Source organism: Streptomyces sp. NBC_01537 (assembly GCF_045040445.1).
In the GTDB taxonomy this organism is placed as follows: Bacteria; Actinomycetota; Actinomycetes; order Streptomycetales; family Streptomycetaceae; genus Actinacidiphila.
Genome location: NZ_CP109392.1, coordinates 5,552,754 through 5,575,007 on the forward strand (window position 1 = coordinate 5,552,754; position 22,254 = coordinate 5,575,007).

The 22,254-nt window shown below is 71.1% G+C and carries 22 protein-coding genes; 8 read left to right on the forward strand and 14 right to left on the reverse strand.

Features of this window, described 5'->3' with window-relative positions; genetic code table 11:
• The first annotated feature begins 74 nt into the window (after window positions 1-74).
• From tilS to folE, 4 genes are all read left to right on the forward strand, one after another.
• Window positions 75-1,109 carry a tRNA lysidine(34) synthetase TilS gene (gene tilS / locus OG607_RS25670; RefSeq protein WP_405727915.1) on the forward strand — a complete coding sequence of 345 codons (1,035 nt, stop codon included), beginning with the start codon at window positions 75-77 and terminating at the stop codon, window positions 1,107-1,109.
• Between the two features lie 20 nt (window positions 1,110-1,129).
• Complete coding sequence (gene hpt / locus OG607_RS25675; protein ID WP_405727918.1) at window positions 1,130-1,684, forward strand: hypoxanthine phosphoribosyltransferase; 555 nt, start codon at window positions 1,130-1,132, stop codon at window positions 1,682-1,684.
• A gap of 199 nt (window positions 1,685-1,883) precedes the next feature.
• The gene (gene ftsH / locus OG607_RS25680; RefSeq protein ID WP_405727921.1) at window positions 1,884-3,935 is read left to right on the forward strand and encodes an ATP-dependent zinc metalloprotease FtsH; all 2,052 of its coding nucleotides are present in this window, start codon (window positions 1,884-1,886) and stop codon (window positions 3,933-3,935) included.
• Between the two features lie 101 nt (window positions 3,936-4,036).
• A complete protein-coding gene (folE, locus tag OG607_RS25685) occupies window positions 4,037-4,645 on the forward strand; it encodes a GTP cyclohydrolase I FolE (protein ID WP_405727924.1) in 609 nt (202 codons plus the stop codon).
• Between the two features lie 186 nt (window positions 4,646-4,831).
• Here folE and OG607_RS25690 read toward each other — a convergent pair whose 3' ends face one another.
• The 7 genes from OG607_RS25690 to OG607_RS25720 all read right to left on the reverse strand — a co-directional run bounded on the left by OG607_RS25690 (window position 4,832) and on the right by OG607_RS25720 (window position 10,757).
• On the reverse strand, window positions 4,832-5,788 hold the full coding sequence (locus OG607_RS25690; RefSeq protein WP_405727927.1) for an IS481 family transposase: 957 nt from the start codon (window positions 5,786-5,788) through the stop codon (window positions 4,832-4,834).
• A 126-nt stretch (window positions 5,789-5,914) separates the two neighbouring features.
• Window positions 5,915-6,403 (reverse strand): DUF3180 domain-containing protein, encoded by a 489-nt coding sequence (locus OG607_RS25695; RefSeq protein WP_405727930.1) that lies wholly within the window; start codon window positions 6,401-6,403, stop codon window positions 5,915-5,917.
• 78 nt (window positions 6,404-6,481) lie between these two features.
• Window positions 6,482-7,072, reverse strand: a complete 591-nt coding sequence (gene folK, locus OG607_RS25700) for a 2-amino-4-hydroxy-6-hydroxymethyldihydropteridine diphosphokinase (RefSeq protein ID WP_405727933.1) — start codon at window positions 7,070-7,072, stop codon at window positions 6,482-6,484.
• Entirely contained in the window at window positions 7,069-7,428 is a 360-nt protein-coding gene (gene folB, locus OG607_RS25705; protein ID WP_405727936.1) for a dihydroneopterin aldolase, read from the reverse strand. Before folB ends, folK begins: the two co-directional genes overlap by 4 nt.
• 199 nt (window positions 7,429-7,627) lie before the next feature.
• A complete protein-coding gene (locus tag OG607_RS25710) occupies window positions 7,628-8,119 on the reverse strand; it encodes a nuclear transport factor 2 family protein (protein WP_405727938.1) in 492 nt (163 codons plus the stop codon).
• Window positions 8,116-8,970, reverse strand: coding sequence for a dihydropteroate synthase (folP, locus tag OG607_RS25715; RefSeq protein WP_405727941.1), 855 nt, complete (start codon window positions 8,968-8,970; stop codon window positions 8,116-8,118). The genes OG607_RS25710 and folP overlap by 4 nt, the downstream gene beginning before the upstream one ends.
• A gap of 41 nt (window positions 8,971-9,011) precedes the next feature.
• Window positions 9,012-10,757 carry a phosphatidylglycerol lysyltransferase domain-containing protein gene (locus OG607_RS25720; RefSeq protein ID WP_405727944.1) on the reverse strand — a complete coding sequence of 582 codons (1,746 nt, stop codon included), beginning with the start codon at window positions 10,755-10,757 and terminating at the stop codon, window positions 9,012-9,014.
• Between the two features lie 447 nt (window positions 10,758-11,204).
• On the opposite strand from OG607_RS25720, the gene OG607_RS25725 reads away from it, so the two are divergent.
• Window positions 11,205-12,182, forward strand: coding sequence for a hypothetical protein (locus tag OG607_RS25725; protein ID WP_405727947.1), 978 nt, complete (start codon window positions 11,205-11,207; stop codon window positions 12,180-12,182).
• 21 nt (window positions 12,183-12,203) lie between these two features.
• On the opposite strand, the gene OG607_RS25730 is transcribed toward OG607_RS25725, so the two are convergent.
• The 3 genes from OG607_RS25730 to OG607_RS25740 are packed head-to-tail and all read right to left on the reverse strand — an operon-like array spanning window position 12,204 to window position 14,490.
• The gene (locus OG607_RS25730; protein ID WP_405727950.1) at window positions 12,204-13,346 is read right to left on the reverse strand and encodes an NADH-quinone oxidoreductase subunit D; all 1,143 of its coding nucleotides are present in this window, start codon (window positions 13,344-13,346) and stop codon (window positions 12,204-12,206) included.
• Window positions 13,343-14,212, reverse strand: a complete 870-nt coding sequence (otsB, locus tag OG607_RS25735; protein WP_405727953.1) for a trehalose-phosphatase — start codon at window positions 14,210-14,212, stop codon at window positions 13,343-13,345. Before otsB ends, OG607_RS25730 begins: the two co-directional genes overlap by 4 nt.
• Before the next feature lie 38 nt (window positions 14,213-14,250).
• Window positions 14,251-14,490: a DUF3263 domain-containing protein gene (locus OG607_RS25740; RefSeq protein WP_329316642.1), complete on the reverse strand. Its 240-nt coding sequence runs from the start codon at window positions 14,488-14,490 to the stop codon at window positions 14,251-14,253.
• A 65-nt stretch (window positions 14,491-14,555) separates the two neighbouring features.
• On the opposite strand from OG607_RS25740, the gene OG607_RS25745 reads away from it, so the two are divergent.
• Both OG607_RS25745 and nagA read left to right on the forward strand, forming a co-directional pair.
• A complete protein-coding gene (locus OG607_RS25745) occupies window positions 14,556-15,431 on the forward strand; it encodes an ROK family protein (RefSeq protein ID WP_405727956.1) in 876 nt (291 codons plus the stop codon).
• Window positions 15,431-16,579, forward strand: a complete 1,149-nt coding sequence (gene nagA, locus OG607_RS25750; RefSeq protein WP_405727959.1) for an N-acetylglucosamine-6-phosphate deacetylase — start codon at window positions 15,431-15,433, stop codon at window positions 16,577-16,579. Before OG607_RS25745 ends, nagA begins: the two co-directional genes overlap by 1 nt.
• Window positions 16,580-16,640: 61 nt before the next feature.
• Here nagA and OG607_RS25755 read toward each other — a convergent pair whose 3' ends face one another.
• Window positions 16,641-17,630, reverse strand: a complete 990-nt coding sequence (locus OG607_RS25755; protein ID WP_405727962.1) for a carbohydrate-binding protein — start codon at window positions 17,628-17,630, stop codon at window positions 16,641-16,643.
• Between the two features lie 163 nt (window positions 17,631-17,793).
• Between OG607_RS25755 and OG607_RS25760 the strand changes: the two genes are divergently transcribed.
• The gene (locus tag OG607_RS25760; RefSeq protein ID WP_405727965.1) at window positions 17,794-18,822 is read left to right on the forward strand and encodes an SAM-dependent methyltransferase; all 1,029 of its coding nucleotides are present in this window, start codon (window positions 17,794-17,796) and stop codon (window positions 18,820-18,822) included.
• Here the strand turns inward: OG607_RS25760 and OG607_RS25765 are convergent.
• The 3 genes from OG607_RS25765 to OG607_RS25775 form a co-directional block, all read right to left on the reverse strand.
• Window positions 18,740-20,977: a HelD family protein gene (locus OG607_RS25765; protein ID WP_405737038.1), complete on the reverse strand. Its 2,238-nt coding sequence runs from the start codon at window positions 20,975-20,977 to the stop codon at window positions 18,740-18,742. The genes OG607_RS25760 and OG607_RS25765 overlap by 83 nt on opposite strands.
• A 168-nt stretch (window positions 20,978-21,145) precedes the next feature.
• Window positions 21,146-21,397, reverse strand: a complete 252-nt coding sequence (locus tag OG607_RS25770; RefSeq protein WP_405727968.1) for a DUF397 domain-containing protein — start codon at window positions 21,395-21,397, stop codon at window positions 21,146-21,148.
• Window positions 21,394-22,215 (reverse strand): Scr1 family TA system antitoxin-like transcriptional regulator, encoded by an 822-nt coding sequence (locus OG607_RS25775; protein ID WP_405727971.1) that lies wholly within the window; start codon window positions 22,213-22,215, stop codon window positions 21,394-21,396. Before OG607_RS25775 ends, OG607_RS25770 begins: the two co-directional genes overlap by 4 nt.
• Between the last annotated feature and the right edge of the window lie 39 nt (window positions 22,216-22,254).

Below are 22,254 nucleotides of genomic sequence, written 5' to 3' on the forward strand. Positions count from 1 at the left end.
TATTGCCCAGCTTCTGTCACCATCTAGCTACCCTGCGTCATCAGCCCCACAGCCTCCTTAGGAGGGAACCGGACATGGGTCCCCACCCCGCGGTCGCAGCGATACGCCTGGCGGTCCGCCGCGTACTCCAGGACGTACGAAACGACAACTTGTCGGACGACAACTCGCCAGTCGACAACTCGGAAGCCCGGGGCGACAGCCCCCTCGGCCCCCTCGTGCTCGTCGCGTGCAGCGGCGGAGCCGACTCGATGGCCCTCGCCACCGCCCTCGCCTTCGAAGCGCCCAAGCTCGGCATCCGGGCCGGCGCCGTCACCGTGGACCACGGCCTGCAGGCCGGCTCCGACACCCGGGCGCGCGAGGTGGCCGTCCGGCTGCGCGCCCTCGGCCTCGACCCGGTGGACGCCATCGGTGTCACCGTCGGCCGCCAGGGCGGCCCCGAGGCGGCCGCCAGGGACGCGCGGTACGCAGCGCTGGACGCCGCCGCCCGCGACCGGGGCGCGGCCGCCGTGCTGCTCGGCCACACCCGCGACGACCAGGCGGAAACCGTCCTGCTGGGCCTGGCCCGCGGCTCCGGCACGCGCTCCCTGTCGGGGATGCCGGCCGTGAACGGCCGCTACCGACGCCCGTTCCTGCTGCTGGACCGTCACACGGTTCGCGAGGCCTGCCTGGCGCAGGGCATCGACGTGTGGGAGGACCCGCACAACCACGACCCGGCCTACACCCGCTCCCGGGTCCGCCACGAGGCGCTGCCGGTGCTGGAGAAGTCCCTCGGCAAGGGCGTGATCGAGGCCCTGGCCCGTACCGCCCAGCTCTCCCGTGACGATGCGGACGCCCTCGACGAGTGGGCCGCATGCGCAGAGCGTGATGCCGCTCACGGAGAGGGCGGTCTCGACACCGCCCGGCTGCTCGTCCTGCCGCCCGCCGTACGCCGGCGCGTCCTGCGCAGGGCGGCCATCGCCGCCGGTTCACCGGCGGGTTCCCTCTTCGCCCGGCACATCGAGGAGACCGACCGGCTCGTCACCGACTGGCGGGGGCAGAAGCCCCTCAACCTTCCCGGCGGGATCGCCGTCGGCCGCCGCAATGGCAGACTGTTCTTCTCACCGTCGTAGACCTTGAGGAAGTACCACAGGTGAACGAGAAGGACATGGGCGCCGATCTTGAGAAGGTGCTCATCACCAAGGCCGAGATCGACGACCGGCTGATCGGGCTGGCAGCGGAGATCGACAAGGACTACGAAGGCAAGGACCTGCTGATCGTCGGTGTGCTCAAGGGCGCGGTGATGGTCATGGCGGACCTGGCGCGGGCACTGTCGAGCAACGTCACGATGGACTGGATGGCGGTGTCCTCCTACGGGGCCGGCACCAAGTCCTCCGGCGTCGTACGGATCCTCAAGGACCTGGACACCGACATCGCGGGCCGCGACGTACTGATCGTCGAGGACATCATCGACTCCGGTCTGACGCTGTCCTGGCTGATCAGCAACCTCGGCTCGCGCAGGCCGGCCTCGCTGGAGGTCTGCACGCTGCTGCGCAAGCCGGAGGCGGCGAAGGTCGAGATCGATGTGAAGTACACCGGCTTCGACATCCCCAATGAGTTCGTGGTCGGCTATGGCCTGGACTTCGCGGAGAAGTACCGGAATCTTCCCTTTGTCGGTACCCTCGCCCCTCACGTCTACGGCGGCTGAGGGACCTCGGGGAACCTCACTCCGTTTCCCCGCGTTGGAGACTGGGAACGCGGGTTTAACGGTCTCGGACCACTTCGGGTGACAATACTGAAGTACCGTCCGAAGGTCGGGTCATAGTCATACACCGGATGCACAGGCGGCCGAGCGGCTGTCGTGCCTCACTGTGGCAGGAGGGACGGGGCTTAGCGGCCCCGCATGGATGGACGTCAAGCGCTATTTCCGTGGGCCAGTGATGTGGATCTTCCTGGCTGTCCTCGCCGTGGTCGTTTTGATGCAGGTCGTCGGTTCGACCGGCGGCTATAAGACGGTGGACACCGGCCAGGTCATCGAGGCCATCAACAGCAACCAGGCCAAGTCCGCAGAGCTGACGACCGGCGACGAGGCGTCGATCAAGGTCGAGCTCAAGAGCGGCGCCAAGGTCGGCGGCAAGGACCTCGGCACCAAGATCAAGGCGAGCTACATCGGCGACCAGGGCGTCGACGTGGCCAAGATCCTCCAGTCGAAGGTCGACGACCAGGACAAGACGACGCTGCCCGACGGGTACACCGTCTCGCCGCAGTCGCAGAACGCGTTCGTCAGCGTGCTGCTGTCGCTGCTGCCGTTCGTCCTCATCGTCGTGGTCTTCCTGTTCCTGATGAACCAGATGCAGGGCGGCGGCTCCCGGGTCATGAACTTCGGGAAGTCCAAGGCCAAGCTGATCACCAAGGACACCCCGAAGACCACCTTCGCGGACGTCGCGGGCTCGGACGAGGCCGTCGAGGAGCTCCACGAGATCAAGGAGTTCCTCCAGGAGCCGGCGAAGTTCCAGGCCGTCGGCGCCAAGATCCCCAAGGGTGTGCTGCTCTACGGCCCGCCCGGAACCGGCAAGACCCTGCTCGCCCGCGCTGTCGCGGGCGAGGCGGGCGTGCCGTTCTACTCGATCTCCGGCTCCGACTTCGTCGAGATGTTCGTGGGTGTCGGCGCCAGCCGTGTCCGTGACCTCTTCGAGCAGGCCAAGGCCAACGCCCCGGCCATCGTCTTCGTCGACGAGATCGACGCCGTCGGCCGGCACCGCGGTGCGGGCCTCGGCGGCGGCCACGACGAGCGCGAGCAGACGCTCAACCAGCTGCTCGTCGAGATGGACGGCTTCGACGTGAAGGGCGGCGTCATCCTGATCGCCGCCACCAACCGGCCGGACATCCTCGACCCGGCGCTGCTGCGCCCGGGCCGCTTCGACCGCCAGATCGCCGTGGACCGCCCCGACCTCCAGGGCCGCCTGGAGATCCTCCAGGTCCACCAGAAGGGCAAGCCGGTCGCCCCGGACGTCGACCTTCGGGCCGTCGCCCGCCGCACCCCCGGCTTCACCGGCGCCGACCTGGCGAACGTCCTCAACGAGGCCGCGCTGCTCACGGCCCGCAGCGACAAGAAGCTGCTGGACAACCACACGCTGGACGAGGCCATCGACCGCGTCGTGGCCGGCCCGCAGAAGCGGACCCGGATCATGTCCGAGAAGGAGAAGAAGATCACCGCGTACCACGAGGGCGGACACGCCCTGGTCGCGGCGGCTTCTCCGAACAGCGACCCGGTGCACAAGGTCACGATCCTCTCGCGGGGCCGTGCCCTCGGCTACACCATGGTCCTGCCGGACGAGGACAAGTACTCCACCACGCGCAACGAGATGCTCGACCAGCTCGCGTACATGCTGGGCGGCCGCGCCGCGGAGGAGCTGGTCTTCCACGACCCGACCACCGGTGCTGCCAACGACATCGAGAAGGCGACCGCCACCGCCCGCGCCATGGTCACGCAGTACGGCATGACCGAGCGGCTCGGCGCGATCAAGTTCGGCTCGGACAACTCCGAGCCGTTCCTCGGACGTGAGATGGGTCACCAGCGCGACTACTCGGAAGAGGTCGCCGGGCTGGTCGACGAAGAGGTCAAGAAGCTCATCGAGACCGCGCACAACGAGGCGTGGGAGATCCTGGTCGAGAACCGCGACGTCCTCGACAGCCTTGTTCTGGCCCTCCTGGAGAAGGAGACCCTGAACAAGGAGCAGATCGCCGAGATCTTCAAGCCGATCGTCAAGCGCCCCCCGCGCCCGGCCTGGACCGGCTCGTCCCGCCGCACCCCCTCCACCCGCCCGCCGGTGCTCTCCCCGAAGGAGCTGGCCCTCACCAACGGCGCCCAGTCCGCCAACGGGTCCGGCGCCGGTCTGGTCAAGCCCGCCCCGATCGACGCGGTCGAGCTTCCGGAGGAGCCGGGTACCGAAGCCTGACAAAAGGCTGACAGCGGAATGTAAGCCGCGCTCTCAGGGTTTCGTACCCTTGAGAGCGCGGCTTTCTGCTACCGCAGTGACGTAAGAGGAACGAGGCACCCATGACCGACCCGATCACGGCCCCCGACGGCTACGGCCGCGTCGGTGAGTTCGACGAGAAGCGTGCCGCCGACGCCGTACGCGAGCTGCTCCTCGCCGTCGGCGAGGATCCGGACCGGGAAGGCCTGCGGGAGACGCCGGGGCGCGTGGCGCGGGCGTACAAGGAGATATTCGCCGGGCTGTGGCAGGAGCCCGAGGATGTCCTGACGACGACCTTCGACCTGGGCCATGACGAAATGGTGCTGGTCAAGGACATCGAGGTGCTCAGTTCCTGCGAGCACCATCTGGTGCCGTTCGTGGGCTCCGCCCATGTCGGTTACATTCCGTCAACCGACGGCAAGATCACCGGCCTCTCGAAGCTGGCCCGCCTCGTGGACGTCTACGCCCGCCGTCCGCAGGTTCAGGAACGGCTCACCACGCAGATCGCCGACTCGCTGATGCGGATACTGGAGCCGCGCGGTGTGATCGTCGTCGTCGAGTGCGAGCACATGTGCATGAGCATGCGCGGCGTGCGCAAGCCGGGCGCCAAGACCATCACCTCGGCCGTGCGCGGCCAGCTCCGCGACCCGGCGACCCGCGCCGAGGCGATGAGCCTGATCATGGCGCGCTAGGCCCTGTCCGGGCGATCAGGGCCGGGTCCACGACGCCTGCCACGGCACCTCGCCGCGTTGCCGAAAAGCCCACAGACAAACCAGTCTGCGGGCATTCCGGCGCCTTGCGATGCACCGCCCGCCGCGCCAGCGGCTGATGTCACTGCGACGCCGCGGCCTATCCGACCCTGATCGCCCGGACAGGACCTAGGTGTATTGACCCGCAGGGTTGTTGACGCGGCTGATCGGGGGCTGGCCTTTGAGTGCGGTGTGGCTGCGATGGTGGTTGTAGCTGTGGAGGAAGTCTGTCAGGGCGGCTGTGCGCTGGTCGTTGCTGGTGTAGGGCTGTAGGTAGGCCCATTCGTCGAGCAGGGTGCGGTTGAAGCGTTCGACTTTGCCGTTGGTCTGGGGCCGGTAGGCGCGGGTGAGTTTGCCGGTCGCGTCCAGGTCGGTGAGGGCCTGCTTCCATTGGGTGCTTTTGCGGTAGGACCAGGCGTTGTCGGTCAGCACGCGTTCGATGCGGTGGATGCCGCAGGTGGTGAAGAAGGCGGCGGCCCGGCGGAGGAAGTCGGCGCAGGTGGCGGCTTTCTCGTCGGGGTGGATCTCGCTGTAGGCCAGGCGGGTGTGGTCGTCGACGGCGGAGTGGACGTAGTCGTAGCCGACGCCGGTCTTGGTGGCGCGGGAGGCCTGGCGGCCGAGTGTTTTGTGGCCGCCGCCGTCGGGGATCCGTCCGAGTTTCTTCACGTCCACGTGGATGAGCTCGCCGGGGCGGTCGCGTTCGTAGCGGCGGATGACCTGGCCGGTGGGGCGGTCCAGGAAGGCCAGGCGGTGCAGGCCGTGGCGGGTCAGGATGCGGTGCACGGTCGAGGCGGGCAGGCCCAGGATCGGGCCGATGCGGGCCGGGCCGAGCTTGCGCTCGCGGCGCAGACGGCAGACGTCCTGCTCGGTCGCGGCCGGGGTGCGGTGCGGGGTCGTGCGGGGACTGCTGGGCCGGTCGTGCAGGCCCGGCTCGCCCTCGGCCCGCCACCGGCGGACCCATTTGTGGGCGGTGGCGCGGGAGACACCCATCTCAGCGGCCACGTGGGCGACGGGCCGGCCCGAGGTGACACGCTCGACCAGCAGTCGCCTGCCGTGAACGGTCAGCCGGGCATTACGGTGGGACACGAAGACCTCCGGTGTGGTGCGGTCCTAGACAGCTCCACCACACCGGAGGTCTTCACCTTTGATCAAGCACGACACGTGTCAACAACGCTCGTGATCAATACACCTAGGACACGCCCCGGACAGGGCTCAGGCGGTGCCGGCCGCGCTGCGGTTGTTGTCCTTGTCCTCGGGGAGCTTGCAGACGCGCTCCAGGAAGAGCGCGGCGGCGATCACCGCGATGCCCGCGAGGACCGCCGCGCCGGCGTAGATCGCCTGGTCGCGGCGCGGCGGGTTGTCGAACTGGCTGATGACGAGGAAGACGCCCGTGCCGCCGTACATCCCGGCGACGAGGGCGGCGACGAGGGCGCTGGCCTGGCCGAAGACGACCGCGCGGGCGGCGAGGAGCGGGTCGACGCCCTTGGCGCCGGGGCGGCGCTCGCGCTGGGCGCGCAGGCGGGCGCGGATGGACAGGGCCGTGGCGGTCAGGACGGCGGCGATGAGCCCGAGCACGATGGGTGCCGCGACGGGGACGGCCGGCAGGGTGCCGAAGGAGTCCCAGAGCCTGGCCCCGGCCCAGGAGAGGACCCCGGCCACGACGAACAGCCCGACCAGAGTCCTGATGCGCAGCTGCTTCACTGAGTGGTCGCCCCTTGTTGTCGTGAAACCGTCGTGGAACCCGTGCCCGGACGCGTCCGGACCCTGTCGTCGTAACGATTATTCAGGCAGGTGGAGTTCCATGTCCGCGCGGGCCTGGACGGTGTCGCGGCCCACGGCGGCGAGCAGCAGCCCGACGGCGCCCACGCCGGGCAGCTGGGCGGCCGGGTCGATGTCGTACCAGGGGGCGAGGACGAAGGCGCGCTGGTGGGCGCGGGGGTGCGGGAGGGTGAGCTCGGAGTCGTCGGAGACCACGCCCTCGTAGGCGACGATGTCGACGTCGATGGTGCGGGCACCCCAGCGCTCGGTGCGGGTGCGGGCGTAGGCGTCCTCGATGGCGCGGCCGCGCTCCAGGAGCGAGGAGGGCGGGAGGGTGGTCTTCAGCACGACGACCGCGTTGAAGTAGTTCGGCTGGCTGCCGGGCTGGACGCCCCAGGGCTCGGTCTCGTAGACGGGGGAGACCTTCTTGACCCGGACGCCGGGGGTGTCCTCCAGCGCGTCCACGGCGCCCTGGAGGGTCTCCAGGCGGTTGCCGAGGTTGCTGCCGAGGGAGATGACGGCGACCTTGGGATTCTGCAGCGTGGTGTCGGCGGCGTCGACCTGGGCGACGACGGAGGCGGGTACGGGCTGCACTGTGGGGTCGTAGCTCACGGGCGCCTCCGGGCGATGGTGACGGTCACGTCGTCGAAGGGGACGGTGATCGGGGCTTGCGGCTTGTGCACGGTCACCTCGACCTCCTCGACCAGGCCGTTCTTCAGGACCTGGTCGGCGATGCGCTGGGCGAGGGTCTCGATCAGGTCGACCGGCTCGCCCTGCACGACGGCCACGACCTCCTCGGCCACGATGCCGTAGTGCACGGTCAGGGTCAGGTCGTCGGAGGCGGCGGCAGGAGCGGTGTCCAGGCCCAGCACGAGGTCCACGACGAAGGTCTGGCCCTCCTCGCGCTCCTGGGGGAACACGCCGTGGTGCCCGCGGGCCCTGAGGCCACGCAGCGCGACACGATCCACGAAATCACTCCTGCGGTCCGGTCCGGGGTGGTCAGCGGGCGGTCGGCTCATCTCATCGCCCGCAGTCGAATCTACCCGCGACCACCGACAGCGTTTGCTGTGAGGGTTGTCGCAGTCAGCCGCCGCGGCCCCTACCCCGATGCCCTCGGGGCTACTCCTGAAGGCCCGGGTCTTGGCTCGAACGAGTGGTCAGAACCCCTCAGGCCGACCCTTCTCCGCCGCCCGCCAGGTCCTCGTCGTCCTCGTCGTCGATCCCGTCCGCCATCACCGGGGAGCCGTGGTGCACCCACAGCCGCCAGCCCTCGGATGTGCGGCGAAACACATTCGTGGCCACGACCAGACCGCCCACCAGCGGGCCCAGGCCACTCTCGCTGTCCTCCTCGGCCGGGCCGCCGGTAAGGATGTTCTCGGTGCAGGTGACCAGCGCGGTGTCGCCGTCCACGGCCACCTCGACATCGGTCAGGAAGAACTGGATGTACTCGGTGTTCGCCATGATCAGGGCGTACGAGCGCATCACCTCCCGGCGGCCGCGCAGCACCGGCCACCCCGGGTGCACCACGGACACCGTCTCCGCCAGTGGGCCGGTCAGCACCAGCTCTTCCAGCGCGTCCAGGTCCGAGCGCTCCACGGCGTCGTAGAACGCCTGGTTCGCCTGCTCGACGGCGGCGGCCTCCGCTGTGCGCGGGCTCATACGGCTCCTTCGATCGCGCGCGAGACCCGTACGGCGTCGGCGCTGTCGTGCACCTCGTGCACCCGTACCGCCCACGCGCCCTCCCGGGCCGCGATCGCGGTGACGGCCGCCGTGGCCGCGTCCCGCTCCCGGGCGGGGGGCGGGTCGCCGCCCTCGCCGGCGAGTACGCGGCCCAGGAAGCGCTTTCGCGAGGCGGCGACCAGTACGGGGCGGCCCAGCGCGCGGATGTCGGCGAGGTGGGCGATCAGGGTGAGGTCGTGCTCGGCGTTCTTGGCGAAGCCCAGTCCCGGGTCCAGGATGATCCGGGCCGGGTCGATGCCGCCGTCCACGGCGCGCTCGAAGCTCTGCCGGAGCTCTGTGACGACCTCCGGGACGACGTCGGTGTAGACGGCCCGGTTGTTCATGTCGATGCTCTGGCCGCGCCAGTGCATCACCACGAACGGCACCCCCGCCGCTGCCACGACGGGGATCATCGCGGGGTCCGCCCCGCCGCCGCTCACGTCGTTCACCAGCACCGCGCCCGCGGTGACCGCCTCTTCGGCGACCTTCGCCCGCATCGTGTCCACGCTGACCACGACCCCGGCCGCCACCAGCTCCCGTACGACCGGGATCACCCGGCGCAGCTCCTCCGCCTCGTCCACCCGCTTCGCCCCCGGCCGTGTCGACTCCCCGCCCACGTCCACGAGGTCGGCTCCCGCCGCCACCAGGCCCAGGCCGTGCTTCACGGCTGCCGCCGTGTCGAACCACCGCCCGCCGTCGGAGAACGAGTCCGGGGTCACATTCACCACGCCCATGACCGCGCACCGGTCCCACTCCGGCAGACCGTCCACCCGGCCTCGCAACGTACCCATACGACCAGCGTAGGGGCTCCGCCCCCGCGCCCAGGACGTCCTCAAACGCCGGACCGGCCGAATCGGGCCCAGCTCGGGAGGGCGAAGGTCAGAAAGCCCTCGGCCTGCATCGCGGCGAAGCCGATCCGCGGCAGCTCGCCGGTGCTGCGGAAGACCACGAACCGGGGCACCCACTCGGGCTGGAACTTGGCATTGAACTTGTACAGGGACTCGATCTGGAACCAGCGGGACAGGAACACCAGAAGCGCCCGCCATGTCCGCAGCACCGGACCCGCCCCCAGCCGCTCGCCCCGGGCGAGCGCCGCGCGGAACATCGCGAAGTTCAACGAGACCCGCTTGACGCCCAGTTCGGGCGCCTGGCCGAGCGCGGCGACGATGAGCAGCTCGTTGAGGCCGGGGTCGGCGGCGCGGTCGCGGCGCATGAGTTCCAGCGACATCCCGTCCGTGCCCCAGGGGACGTAGTGCTGGATGGCGCGCAGCTCGCCGGCGGCGTCGTGGGCGGTCGCCACGACGCAGTCGTCGTCGGCGCGGTCGCCGAAGCGGCCCAGCGCCATGGAGAAGCCGCGCTCGGTCTCGGTGCCGCGCCAGGCGTCGGAGGCGCGGCGGATGAGGGCGCGCTCGTCGTCGGAGAGCTCGGCGACGCGGCGTACGCGGCACTCGTAGCCGGCCCGTTCGATGCGCTTGACCATCTGGCGAACGTTGCGCATGGCGCGCCCGGACAGGGTGAAGGAGCCGGTTTCTACGATGGCCTCGTCGCCGAGTTCGAGGGCGTCCAGCCCGGTCTCGCGGGTCCAGACCTCGCCGCCGGTCTCGCTGCAGCCCATGACGGCGGGGATCCAGGCGTTGGCGCGGGCCTCGGCCATGAAGCGCTCGATGGCGCCGGGCCAGGCCTCGACGTCGCCGATGGGGTCGCCGCTGGCGAGCATGACGCCGGAGACGACGCGGTAGCAGACGGCGGCCTTGCCGCTGGCGGAGAACACGACGCTCTTGTCGCGGCGCAGCGCGAAGTGGCCCAGGGAGTCGCGGGCGCCGTGCCGGGCGAGCAGGCCGCGCAGCCGGGCCTCGTCGTCCGCGGTGAGCTCGGCGACGGGCTTGGCGGGGCGCAGGGCGAGGTAGGCGGTGGTGAAGGCGGTGAGGAAGCCGAGGCCGCCGAGGGTGTAGGCGACGACGTCGGAGGCCTCGTCGACGGCGTACGTGATGGGGCCCTGGAAGCCGAACAGGCCGTACAGGACCTCCTGGAGGCGCGCGCCCCAGCCGGGGTCGCCCACCATGAGCGCGGGGTGGGCGCTGACCACGACCAGCCCGAGGCCGAGGCTCAGCGCGCTCAGCCCGAGGAAGGCGGCCAGCGCGCGCCAGCGGGTGCGCGGGTCTGCCTTGGCGGTGAACTGGTCCCGGTGGGCGGCCAGGAGGGCCAGCAGGGCGAGGGCGATGGCCGCGCCGCCGAGCGAGTGCCGGTGCACGAGCGCGGTGACGGCACTGACCGGCAGCAGCACGACCGTGGCCCGCCAGGCGCGCCGCTTGCCGCGTTTGAGGGCGTGCGCCAGCAACAGCATCAGGATGCCGGTGACGACGGAGGCGGCCGCGGCGAACGACGTGGCGGCGCCCGGGAACACCCCCGCCATGACGTGCATGCGGCTGTGCCGGAAGCCGGGGAAGATGCCGGCCGTGACATCGATCAGGCCGACCAGGGCGCACGCGGTGCCGACGAATCTCGGCACGGCGGTGGGACGGATCACCCGCGGCAGCGTCCGCGCCCCGCGGACGGCGGCGACGCGATCACCGGACATGTGGAACCCGAGCAGCGGGAACACCCTCTACCAAGACAGACATTGGTCATCAAGCTCCAGCAAAAGCGGATTTTTCGCCGCAACTACCAATCGTACGAATATTTTGCGCCCTCTAGGACGGTGGTTCCGACCTCGGGGTTCCCTTCGGAAAGTTCGTCATTCGCAAAGTCGTAGTATCGGGGGGCGGACGGAGCTGATCCAGCTCACCGGTGAGGTTTCACGGATCGCTACTCCGGCGTACATCTGTCTGCCATCTGAGTGCTTCCAGCGGCAGTACGCCCGCTCCGGCGCGGCTGACGCAGAGCAAGATCAAAGAATGCCTGATGGAGGGCACAGGGGCAACGCTTGGTATCCGGCCGGACGCCCTCCGTATTAGTCGCCGCGTGTTCGGTGAGAAATCGGATGGCACGGCCCCACGCACCCCTTGAGCACGCTAAGTTTCAAGCCATGTCACGTGGACGCCACCGCCATTCCCAGCCTCTGCACAGGCTGCTGCCCCCACTGACGGTCGCAGGGTCGGCTGTCCTGTTCGCCGCGGGCGCCTGGGCCGTGAGTGATCCGGTGGTACTTCGCGCGATAGCGGCCGCCGCTGCCGCCGCCGCGTGCGGTGGCGCGTTGCTGCTGCGCCAGTGGGACCGCTCCGCCGGCAGACGCGTCTCCGAGCTCGAAACGGCCCGCGTGCGCGACGAGTGGCGCACCGACGAGCGCATCGCCGAGCTGGAGATCGACCTCGACGACTCGCGCGAGCTGCGCGGCCGCCTGGAGAACAAGCTCCGCGCCAAGCGCGCCGAGCTCGCCCGGCTCCGTACCGAGCACGCCGACCTGCTGCGCCGCTACGCCACCGCCGAGAGCGAGCGCGCCAGTGCCCTGGAGAAGCGCCGCCAGCTCGCCATAGAGGCCGCCGCCGGCTCCGTCTCCTCCTCGCCCGCCGTGGCGCTCGTCCCGGCCACGTTCCTCAGGGCCGACGAGGCGCTGCGCAACCTCAGCCGCAACGCCGCCCGCCAGCAGGCCCTGCGCACCGTCGAGGAGGCCCGGCGGCGCGACGTCGAGCACTCCGGCGAAGGCGACGAGCACCAGGGCCGGCACGCGGCCTCGGACGCCTCCGGCGACCGCGACCAGCCGGACAGCCCCGCCGAGCGGCAGCCGGCCCTCCCGGTGCGCGAGCACCGGCTCGTGCCGGCGGTCGCCGCCGCCGTACTGCCGTACGCGAAGCCGCAGCGCAACGCCAGCCGTGCGCAGGGCGGGTTCGACTTCTTCGGCACGCAGACGCCGAAGGCGCTGGGCCCGGGAACGACGCATGCGCATGACGACATGGCGGATGTGGTGGGCGACGAGGCACTGGCCGACGCCAAGATCATCGATCTCACGGTGCACGACGAGACCGAGCAGATGGACCTGCGGGAACTGCGCGCGAAGTCGTCCTGACCGGCTTACTTCCCGACCGGCTTACTTGTCCACGTCGCCCACGACGAAGAACATCGAGCCCAGGATCGCCACCATGTCGGCGACCAGCGTGCCCGGCAGCAGTACCGTCAGCGCCTGGATGTTGTTGAACGACGCCGAGCGCAGCTTCAGCCGGTACGGCGTCTTCTCGCCCTTGGAGACCAGGTAGTAGCCGTTCAGGCCCAGCGGGTTCTCGGTCCACGCGTACGTGTGCCCCTCCGGGGCCTTGAGCACCTTCGGCAGCCGCTGGTTGATCGGCCCCGGCGGCAGCTCCGCTAGCCGGTCCAGGCAGGCGTCCGCGAGGTCCAGCGCGATGTGCGTCTGCTCCAGCAGCACCTCGAAGCGGGCCAGGCAGTCGCCCTCGGTGCGGGTGACCACCTTGAGGGTGTCCTGTAGGTCCGCGTACGCCAGATACGGCTCGTCGCGCCGCAGATCGAAGTCGACCCCCGACGCGCGGGCGATCGGCCCGCTCACTCCGAAGCCGTGCACGGACTCCTGGGAGAGGATTCCGACGCCGCGCGTGCGGCCCCGGAAGATCTCGTTGCCCAGGACGAGGTCGTCGAAGGTCCGCATCCGCTTGCGGACGCCGGCCACGGCCTGGCGGGCCCGGCCGTACCAGCCGTTCGGCAGGTCCTCCTTGAGGCCGCCGACGCGGTTGAACATGTAGTGCATCCGGCCGCCGGAGACCTCCTCCATGACGTGCTGGAGGTCCTCGCGCTCGCTGAAGGCGTAGAACACCGGGGTGATCGCGCCCAGTTCCAGCGGGTACGAGCCGAGGAACATCAGGTGGTTCAGGACCCGGTTCAGCTCGGCGAGCAGGGTGCGGGTCCAGACGGCGCGCTCGGGGACCTCCATGCCGAGCATGCGCTCGACGGCGAGCACGACCCCGAGCTCGTTGGAGAAGGCGGAGAGCCAGTCGTGGCGGTTCGCCAGCATGATGATCTGCCGGTAGTCGCGGGCCTCGAACAGCTTCTCCGCGCCCCGGTGCATATAGCCGATGACCGGCTCGGCCTCGCTGATCCGCTCGCCGTCCAGGCGGAGACGCAGGCGCAGCACGCCGTGGGTGGAGGGGTGCTGCGGGCCGATGTTCAGCACCATGTCGGTGCCCTCGGCCGCGCCGCCGATGCCGATCGTGGTCTCCGTCATGAGGACAGTCTTCCACCCGCCGCCGCCAGCGTGTCGGCCAGTGCGTCGAGCAGGCGCACGACTCCGGCGGGGCCGTCCACGACCAGGTCGGCGCGCGCGGCCAGCTCCGCGACCTCCTCGTTCCCGCTGCAGACCAGGAGCCCCGGCAGGCCGTCGGCCCGCCGCTTCTCCACCGCCCCGAAGGCCGCGAGGTCGCCCAGGTCGTCACCCGCGTAGAGCACCGGGCCCGCCTGCACCTCGCGCAGGTAGTCGTTCAGCGCCACGCCCTTGTCCATCCCCGGCGCGCGCAGCTCCAGCACCAGCCGCCCCGGCTCCACGATCAGGCCGTGCCGCGCGGCGAGCTCCGAGATCGGCCCGCGCAGCGCCTCGAACGCCGCCTGAGGGTCCTCGGTGCGGCGGGTGTGCACGGCGATCGCGCGGCCCTTGTCCTCGATCCATGTGCCCCGCCACGCGCCCATACGGTCCAGGAAGCCCGGCAGTTCGGCCCGTACCGATCCGACCCCCGGGTGCGGCGCAGGGGCCTGCACCGTGCCGCTGACGGCGTCCCAGCGCTCGGCCCCGTAGTGGCCGAGGACGGTGAGGCGTTCCAGGCCGGGTACGCCCGCGAAGCCGCCGTACCGTACGGCGACGCTCGCCGGGCGGCCGGTGACGACCGCGACCGCGCGGATGTGCGGGGCGAGGCGGGCCAGTGCCGGCACGGCTGCGGGATGCGCCCTCGCGCTGTCCGGGTCCGGCACGATCGGCGCGAGCGTGCCGTCGAAGTCCAGAGCGATCACGCTCCGCTCCGGGTTCGCGAGGAGGGCCGCCATCGCTTCCTTGCCCTCGGTGGTGGCGGGAGTGGGGAGGCCGTTCGGGTTGCTGCCCATGCGGCCGACCTTACCCGGGTCGGGAGCCGGCGAAGCCGTCAGCGGTGGCCGCGGCGGGCGTCGCGTGTGCGGCGGAGGCGGTTGACGGTCAGGGGGTCGTGGGCCAGGGCGCGGGGGTCGTCGAGGAGGGCGTTGAGGAGCTGGAAGTAGCGCGTGGGGGAGATGCCGAGGCGCTCGCGTATGGCGCGGTCGCGTGCGCCGGGGCCGGCCCACTGGCGGCGGGCGAGGTCGAGGACGGCGAGGTCCTGGTCGCTCAGCTCAGGGGGGTCGGTCGTCACCGGCTCACCATAGCGCGGCGGTAAATGGACTAGACCTCTTGCGGGTAAGGCGCAAGACTGTCCTCGTGAGACATGTCATCGCCCTCGATGTGGGCGGCACCGGAATGAAGGCCGCCCTGGTCGGCGCGGACGGCACGCTCCTGCACGAGGCCCGCCGCCCGACGGACCGGGAGCGCGGGCCGGAGGCGGTGATCGCGGCGGTGCTCGACTTCGCCGAGGAGCTGCGGGCGTACGGGGAACCGGCCGCGGCCGGGGTCGCCGTGCCCGGGATCGTGGACGAGGCGAACGGCGTCGCCGTGTACTCCGCGAACATCGGCTGGCGGGACGTCCCCTTCCGTACGCTCCTCGCCGAGCGCCTGGGCGGCGTACCGGTGGCCCTGGGCCACGACGTGCGCGTCGGCGGCCTCGCCGAGGGCCGGATCGGCGCGGGCCGGGGCGCCGAGCGCTTCCTGTTCGTGGCGCTGGGCACCGGCATCGCGGGCGCGATCGGCATCGGCGACCGGGTGGACGCGACCGAGCTGGGCCACATCGTCGTACGCCGCAAGGGGACGGTGTGCGGCTGCGGCCAGCGCGGCTGCGTCGAGACGCTGGCCTCGGCGGCGGCCGTCGGCCGGGCCTGGGGCGGGGACGCCGCCGGGTGCGCGCGAGCGGTCGAGGAGGGCGACCCGCGCGCGATCGCGGTCTGGGACGACGCGATCGCCGCCCTCGCCGACGGCCTCGTCACCGGGCTGACCCTGCTCACCCCGGACACCCTCATCATCGGCGGCGGGCTGGCCGAGGCCGGGGACACGCTCTTCACGCCGCTGCGAGCGGCCGTGGCGGAGCGGGTCACCTTCCAGAAACTCCCCCCGATCGTTCCGGCGGACCTCGGGGACGCCGCCGGCTGCCTGGGCGCAGGGCTGCTCGCCTGGGATCTGACTTCTATGGAGGTGACCGCCTGATGGCGGAGACAAGCGTGCTGACCGGCGCGAAGGTGGTTCTGCCGGACGGCATCGTCGAGAGCGGCCGGATCACGGTCGCGGGCGCGACCATCGCCGCGAACGACCCCGTACAGGCCTCCACCCTCGACCTCCCCGGGCACTGGATCCTCCCCGGCTTCGTCGACATCCACGTGCACGGCGGCGGCGGCGCGTCCTTCTCCTCCGGACGTACGGAGGACATCCTCACCGTCATCGACACCCACCGGCGCCACGGCACCACCACCATGCTCGCCTCCACCGTCACCGACGACCTCGACGACCTCGCCCGCCAGGCCGCCCTCCTGTCCGAGCTGGCCGAACAGGGCGACCTCGCCGGCATCCACTTCGAGGGCCCCTTCATCTCCCCCCACCGCTGCGGCGCCCACAAGCCCTCCCTCCTGCGCAACCCCGACCCGGCCGACGTGCGCAAGCTTCTCGACGCCTCCCGGGGTGCCGCGCGCATGGTCACCCTTGCCCCCGAACTGCCCGGCGGGCTCGACTCCGTACGCCTCCTCGCCGAGCAGGGCGTCATCGCCGCCGTCGGCCACACCGACGCCGCCTACGAGGCCACCCTCCGGGCCATCGACGCCGGCGCCACCGTCGCCACCCACCTCTTCAACGCGATGCCGCCCCTCCACCACCGCGAGCCCGGCCCCATCGCCGCCCTCCTGCAGGACGAGCGCATCACCGTCGAACTCGTCAACGACGGCGTCCATCTGCACCCCGCCACCCTTGAGTTGGCCTTCCACAGCGCCGGCGCCGACCGCGTCGCCTTCATCACCGACGCCATGGACGCCGCCGGCTTCGGCGACGGCAGCTATCTGCTGGGCCCCATGGAGGTCGAAGTCACCGACGGCGTCGCCCGGCTCGTCGACGGCGGCTCCATCGCCGGTTCCACCCTCACCCTGGACACCGCCTTCAAACGGGCCGTCACGATCGACCACCTCCCCGTGGAGGACGCCGTACGCGCCCTCTCCGCCAACCCGGCCCGCCTGCTGGGTGCCTACGACCGCATCGGCTCCCTTGAGCCGGGCAAGGACGCGGATCTGGTGGTGCTGGACGCGGAGTTCGACCTGGTGGGCGTCCTGCGCAAGGGGCGTTGGGTGGTCGAGCCGCGTTCTGTGTCGTGACATGCCGCTGCCCCGCGTCGGCAAGACGCGGGGCAGCGGGTGGTTCTCGAGCTCGGGGCGGCTACCAGCCGTCGGGCTCGGCCTTGTTCTTCGTGAGCGCCACCTGGTCCAGGTTGAAGTGGCATGAGTCACCGTCGCCGCAGGTGATGGCGATGGTGTTGCTGCCCGCCGTCAGGTTCACGGTTTGGTAGGACTTGTACCAGTTGGTCCAGTCACCGTTCTTGACGTACTTCTTGAGGTCCATCTTGTAGCTCGCGGCCTTGCCGTTGACGACGGTCGTGGCGCTGGCCGAGTCGTCCTCGCCGTTGGCGTAGCGGACGTACAGCCTGAACTCGCCCGCGTCGGGCATGTCCACGGTCCAGGTCATGGTCGCGCCGGACGTCGTGAAGGCGACGTACTCGCCCCCGCTGGCCAGCGCGTCGGCGTACTGGGAGCTCTTCGTCGCGCCGCCCGAGAGGCTCTGGGCCGCCGCGTCCACAGGGCCGAGCCCCGTGGTCGTACTGGCCGACGAGGACGCGCTCGGATCGCCGGAGCTGTCGCTGCCGCCGCTCGTGCCGGCCGAGGTGGACGGGGTCGCACTCGCGTTGGCGTTGGCGTTGCCGTCGTCGCCGTTGGCCATGGCGACGCCGATGCCGATGGAGACGGCGGCGACGACCGCTATCGCGCCGATGAGCAGGCCCTTGCTGTTGGGGCCGCCGCCCTGGCCGCGGGTGCCTCCGCCGCCGTGGCCGCCGCTGCGGTGGCCCTGCTGCTGGTCCGGGTCGTAGGGCAGCTGCTGGGTGGCGTACTGCGAGGGCGCCTGGGGCGGCTGCTGGGGCGGGTAGCCGTAGCCGGGCTGGGGGGCCTGCTGCTGGGGCTGCCCGTACTGCTGGGGCTGCTGGGGGGCAGGGCGGCGGTCGCCGACCGCGCGGACCTGGTTGTACATGCGGGGCTGCTGGGCGTTGGGGGTGGTGGCAGCTGTCTGCCCCGGATCGGCGCCCTCCTGGCGGTACAGATACGCGAAGGGGTCGTCGCTCCCGGGGTCGGGCGTGCCGTTGTTGCCGGCCGTCATCCGCTGATCACCTTCCACTGCATTTGGCCTGTACTGCAGCACCTATCAGTGCCGGGGCTCCCTGTATAGGGAAGCAGCCGCTCCGATGGTCAATGTTCATGATCGATAAACCCACGGCGGCCCATAGCAGCCTACCCGGAATCCTTGGGCCTACGGTGGGCCCGTGAGTGACATCGACGACTGGACCGGCTGGCAGCATGCCACTGAGCAGGCCCTTTACGGCCCCGAAGGCTTCTTCCTTCGCCCTGAAGGCCCCGCCGGGCATTTCCGGACCTCCGTGCACGCCTCCCCGCACTTCGCCACGGCCGTCGCCACGCTGCTCGCGCAGGTCGACGAAAGCCTCGGGCGCCCCGCTGAGCTGGCCTTTGTCGACGTCGGCGCAGGTCGGGGCGAACTGACGGCGGGTGTGCTGGCCGCCGCTCCGGCCGGGCTGGCGGCGCGGCTGCGGCCGTACGCGGTGGAGAAGGCGGCCCGTCCGGCGAACCTCGACATGCGCATCACGTGGACCGAGCGGCTGCCGCACGGCATGCGCGGGCTGCTTTTCGCCAACGAATGGCTCGACAACATCCCGCTCGATGTCGCCGAGGCCGACGCGGAAGGTGTCCCACGTCACGTCCTAGTACGCCCCCGTGACGGCGCCGAACGCCTCGCGGACCCCGTCGGCGGCGAGGACGCCGCCTGGCTGGAGCGCTGGTGGCCCATCGCCGGCTCACCCGGTGCCCGCGCCGAGCTCGGCCGCCCCCGCGACACCGCCTGGGCGGCCGCTGTCGGCTCCCTGGGCGCCGGACTGGCCGTCGCCGTCGACTACGCCCACGAACGGCCCGCCCGGCCGCCCTACGGCACCCTCACGGGCTTCCGGGACGGCCGGGAGGTTCCGCCCGTCCCGGACGGCTCCTGCGACATCACGGCCCATGTCGCGCTCGACGCCTGCGCGGTGGCCGCCGGGGGCGGCACCCTGGCCACCCAGCGCGAGGCCCTGCGGGGCCTGGGCGTCACCGGCGCCCGCCCGCCGCTCGCCCTGGCGTCCAGTGACCCGGCGGCCTACGTAAGGGCGTTGGCGGCGGCCTCGGGCGCCGCCGACCTGACGGACCCGGCGGGGCTGGGGGCGTTCATGTGGCTGAGCTGTCCACGTCCAGCCCTGCCGGGAGCGCCCCCGTATGGACGCACCCGAGGCGCTGCGTCGCCCGGGTGAGGGCCACATACAGATCGCTCGGCCCGAACTCCGCCGGCTCGGCCACGATCACGGTGTCGAACTCGAGCCCCTTGGCCTGCCTCGGGTCGAGCAGCACGACCGGGTTCGTCAGATCCGGCCGGGGCCCGGCGGAGGCGCCGGGCAGCGCCTGCGCGAGCGCGGCAAGGCGGGCCGGGGGCGCGATGACCGCGAGCCGGCCGGCGCCCGCGGCCCCGGCCGTGACCCGGGCCACCGCCGCCGCGACCCCGCGCGGCAGGTCGTCCGTCCGCCGCACCCACGGCTGCTCCGCCGTCGACCGGATCGACCGGGGCGGCTCGAAGTCCTCGAAGGCGGGATCCGAAGCCCGCAGCACCCGGGCCGCCAGCTCCATGACCGCCGCCGGGGTGCGGTAGTTGACGCCGAGCCGCACATGCTCCCAGCGGTCCCCCACGTACGGCTCCAGAGCCGCCGCCCAGGCCCCGACCCCGCCCGGCTCGGCCGTCTGCGCCGGGTCGCCCACCAGCGTCATCGAACGGGTCGGGCAACGCCGCATCAGCAGCCGCCACGCCATCGCCGACAGCTCCTGCGCCTCGTCCACCACGATGTGCCCGAAGGCCCACGTCCGGTCATCCGCCGCCCGTTGCGCCGCCGTTCGGTGATCGGCCTCCTCCTGCCGCTCCGCCAGCCCCTCGGCGTCGATGAGGTCATGGGCGGCCAGCACCTCCGAGTCCTCCTCGTCCAGGTCCTCGAACTCGTACGTGCGGGACCCGTAGGACAGGTCCAGCACGCCCTGCGCAAAGGCGATCTCCCGCTGCCGCCGGCCCTCGGCCGCAGCACGCGCGGCGGAGTCGTCCGCCCCGAGCAGCTCGGCCGCCTCGTCCAACAGCGGTACGTCCGCCGTCGTCCACTCGCCGTCGACCCGCCGGATCGAAGGGCAGTCGGTGTCGGCCAGGAACCCCGCCACGAGCTGCTCGGGCGTCAGTGCCGGCCACAGCGCGTCGACTGCCTCCCGCACCTCCTCGCTCGCCGCGACCGCCGTCCCGAGCAGCGCCACGTCGTCCGGGCCCAGCAGATTCGGCCCGCCGTACGGATCGTGGCCGAGCCGGTCGGCGAGCTGCGCGGTCAGCGCGTCCAGGACGTGGAAGGCGAAGTGCGGCTTGGCCAGGTTGTGCGGCAGCAGCGTGTCCCGGGCCGCCTGCCGCGCCTTCTCGGCGATCTCCGCGTCCAGCACCAGCTCCCCGTCCTCGTGGTCGATCACCCACGCCGGATCCGGCACCGTCTGCTGCTCCCGTACGTAAGCCGCCAGCGCCCCCGCCATCTCCGCGCCGCCCTTCACCCGCGCCGCCTCCGCCGTGTCCGTCCCGGTCGCCGTCACCCCCGGGTACAGCTCGCCCGGCGTCAGCATCAGCACCCCGGTCTCCCCGAGCGACGGCAGCACCTCCCCGATGTACCCCATGAACGCCGGATTCGGCCCCACGATCAGCACCGCCCGCCTGGCCAGCAACTCCCGCTGCGCGTACAGCAGATACGCCGCCCTGTGCAGCGCCACCACCGTCTTCCCCGTCCCCGGCCCGCCCTCGACCACCAGCACCCCCGGATGCGGCGCCCGGATGATCCGGTCCTGCTCCGCCTGGATCGTCTGCACGATGTCCCGCATCCGCCCCGTCCGCGCCGCCCCCAGCGACGCGAACAGCACCTCGTCCGCGTCCGCGCTCTCGTACCCGGTGCGCACGGGGTCGGTCAGATCCAGGATCTCGTCATGCAGCGCCGTGACTTTGCGCCCCTGCGTGGCGATGTGCCGCCTCCGGCGCAGCCCCATCGGCGTATGCCCCGTCGCCAGATAAAACGGCCGCGCCATTTCCGCCCGCCAGTCGACCACCAACGGCGTACGGTCCTCGTCGTCCGCCCGCATTCCGATTCGCCCGATGTGATGGTCCTGACCGTCCCGGAATACCAGCCTCCCGAAGCACAGCCCGTTCTCCCCCGCATCGAACGCCGCCACCAGCCCCGCCATCTCCGCCACCATCACATCGCGCTCCAGCCGCGCCTGCAGCCCGTTCCCCCCTTGGCCCAGGGCCTGCCGGTACGCGGCCTCGGCCCGGTCCCGCAGGTCGGCGAGGCGGGCATGGAGCAGGTAGACGAATTCCTGCTCCCGGCGTAGTTCGTCGTCGTTGATCGAAGATTTCGACTGGGTTGACAATTCGGCTCCCGTGGCGCTATTCTGGCTTCAGTCGAGCTTTTCCATGTCCGTTTTGATTCAGGCATGGACAATCAATATGCGCACAGAAATACCCCGGCCGTCAATACGGACCGGGGTATTTCTTTGTCCGGGGGCGAATGCCTCTCAGCGGCGGGGCTCAGCCGCCGCGTAGGCGGCGAAGGCGGACCAGGCGGCGGGGCCGAAGGCGAGGGTGGGGCCGGCGGGGTCCTTGGAGTCGCGGACGTGGACGGTGCCGGGGCAGGCGGCGACCTCGACGCAGTCGCCGCCCTCGGCGCCGCTGTGGCTGGACTTGTGCCATTCGAGGGCGACTTCGACGCACTCGCCGCCCGCGCCGCCGCTGTGACTGCTCTTGAACCATGCGAGTCCGGAGGTCATGGCTGCTCTCCCGCAATCTGCTCGATCAACTTCGCGGAATCCCTCGGAGCGAGGGCCTGCGACCGGATCATGCTATAGCGGATGTGCAGTTCGCTGACTTCGTCGCGATCGTCGATGAGCATGCTTCGCCCCTGGACTTCCAGGTAGGCGAGCAGGCGCCGTTCGGGTGTCTCCAGGAGCGTCATCGGACCGTCGATCCCGGCGTGCGCATCGTAAGACATCGGCATTACTTGAATCGTGACGTTGCGCTGATCGCCGATCTCCAACAGGTGGTTCAACTGCAGCTTATGCGCCTCGTATCCGCCAACGGGACGGCGCGGCACCCACTCCTCGATGACGAACGCGGCTTGAGTGGCAAGGGACTTGGTCAGCACCGACTGTCGTGCCACACGGGCCTGGATGCGACGCTCGATCTCGTCAGGGTCGAGGACCGGGCAGTAGGAGCTGAACATCACCCGCGCGTAGTCCTCGGTCTGCAGCAGGCCGTGCAGAACCAGCGTGCTGTACGTGTACAGGCTGACAGCCTCCGCTTCCAGCTCCGCGTACTCCTCGAACCACGACGGAAAGTCGCCCCGCTCCAAATGCTTGGCCGCACGGGCCAGTACGTCCCCCGACCTGAGCAACAGCTCCGCCTTCTCCACGAAGCCCGGGGGTGGCATCCGCTCGCCCCGCTCGATCTTGATGACCAGCGACCGGGAGTACTCCACATGCGCGGCCAGTTGCTCCGTAGAGACCCCCGCCAGCTCGCGCATTGCGCGCAACACCGTGCCGAACACCCGCATGCTGGCCGAGCCTTCGCCGCCGCCCTTGCCGGACACGGGCTCACCTCCCCCTCGCACACCGCGTACACGTGGGCG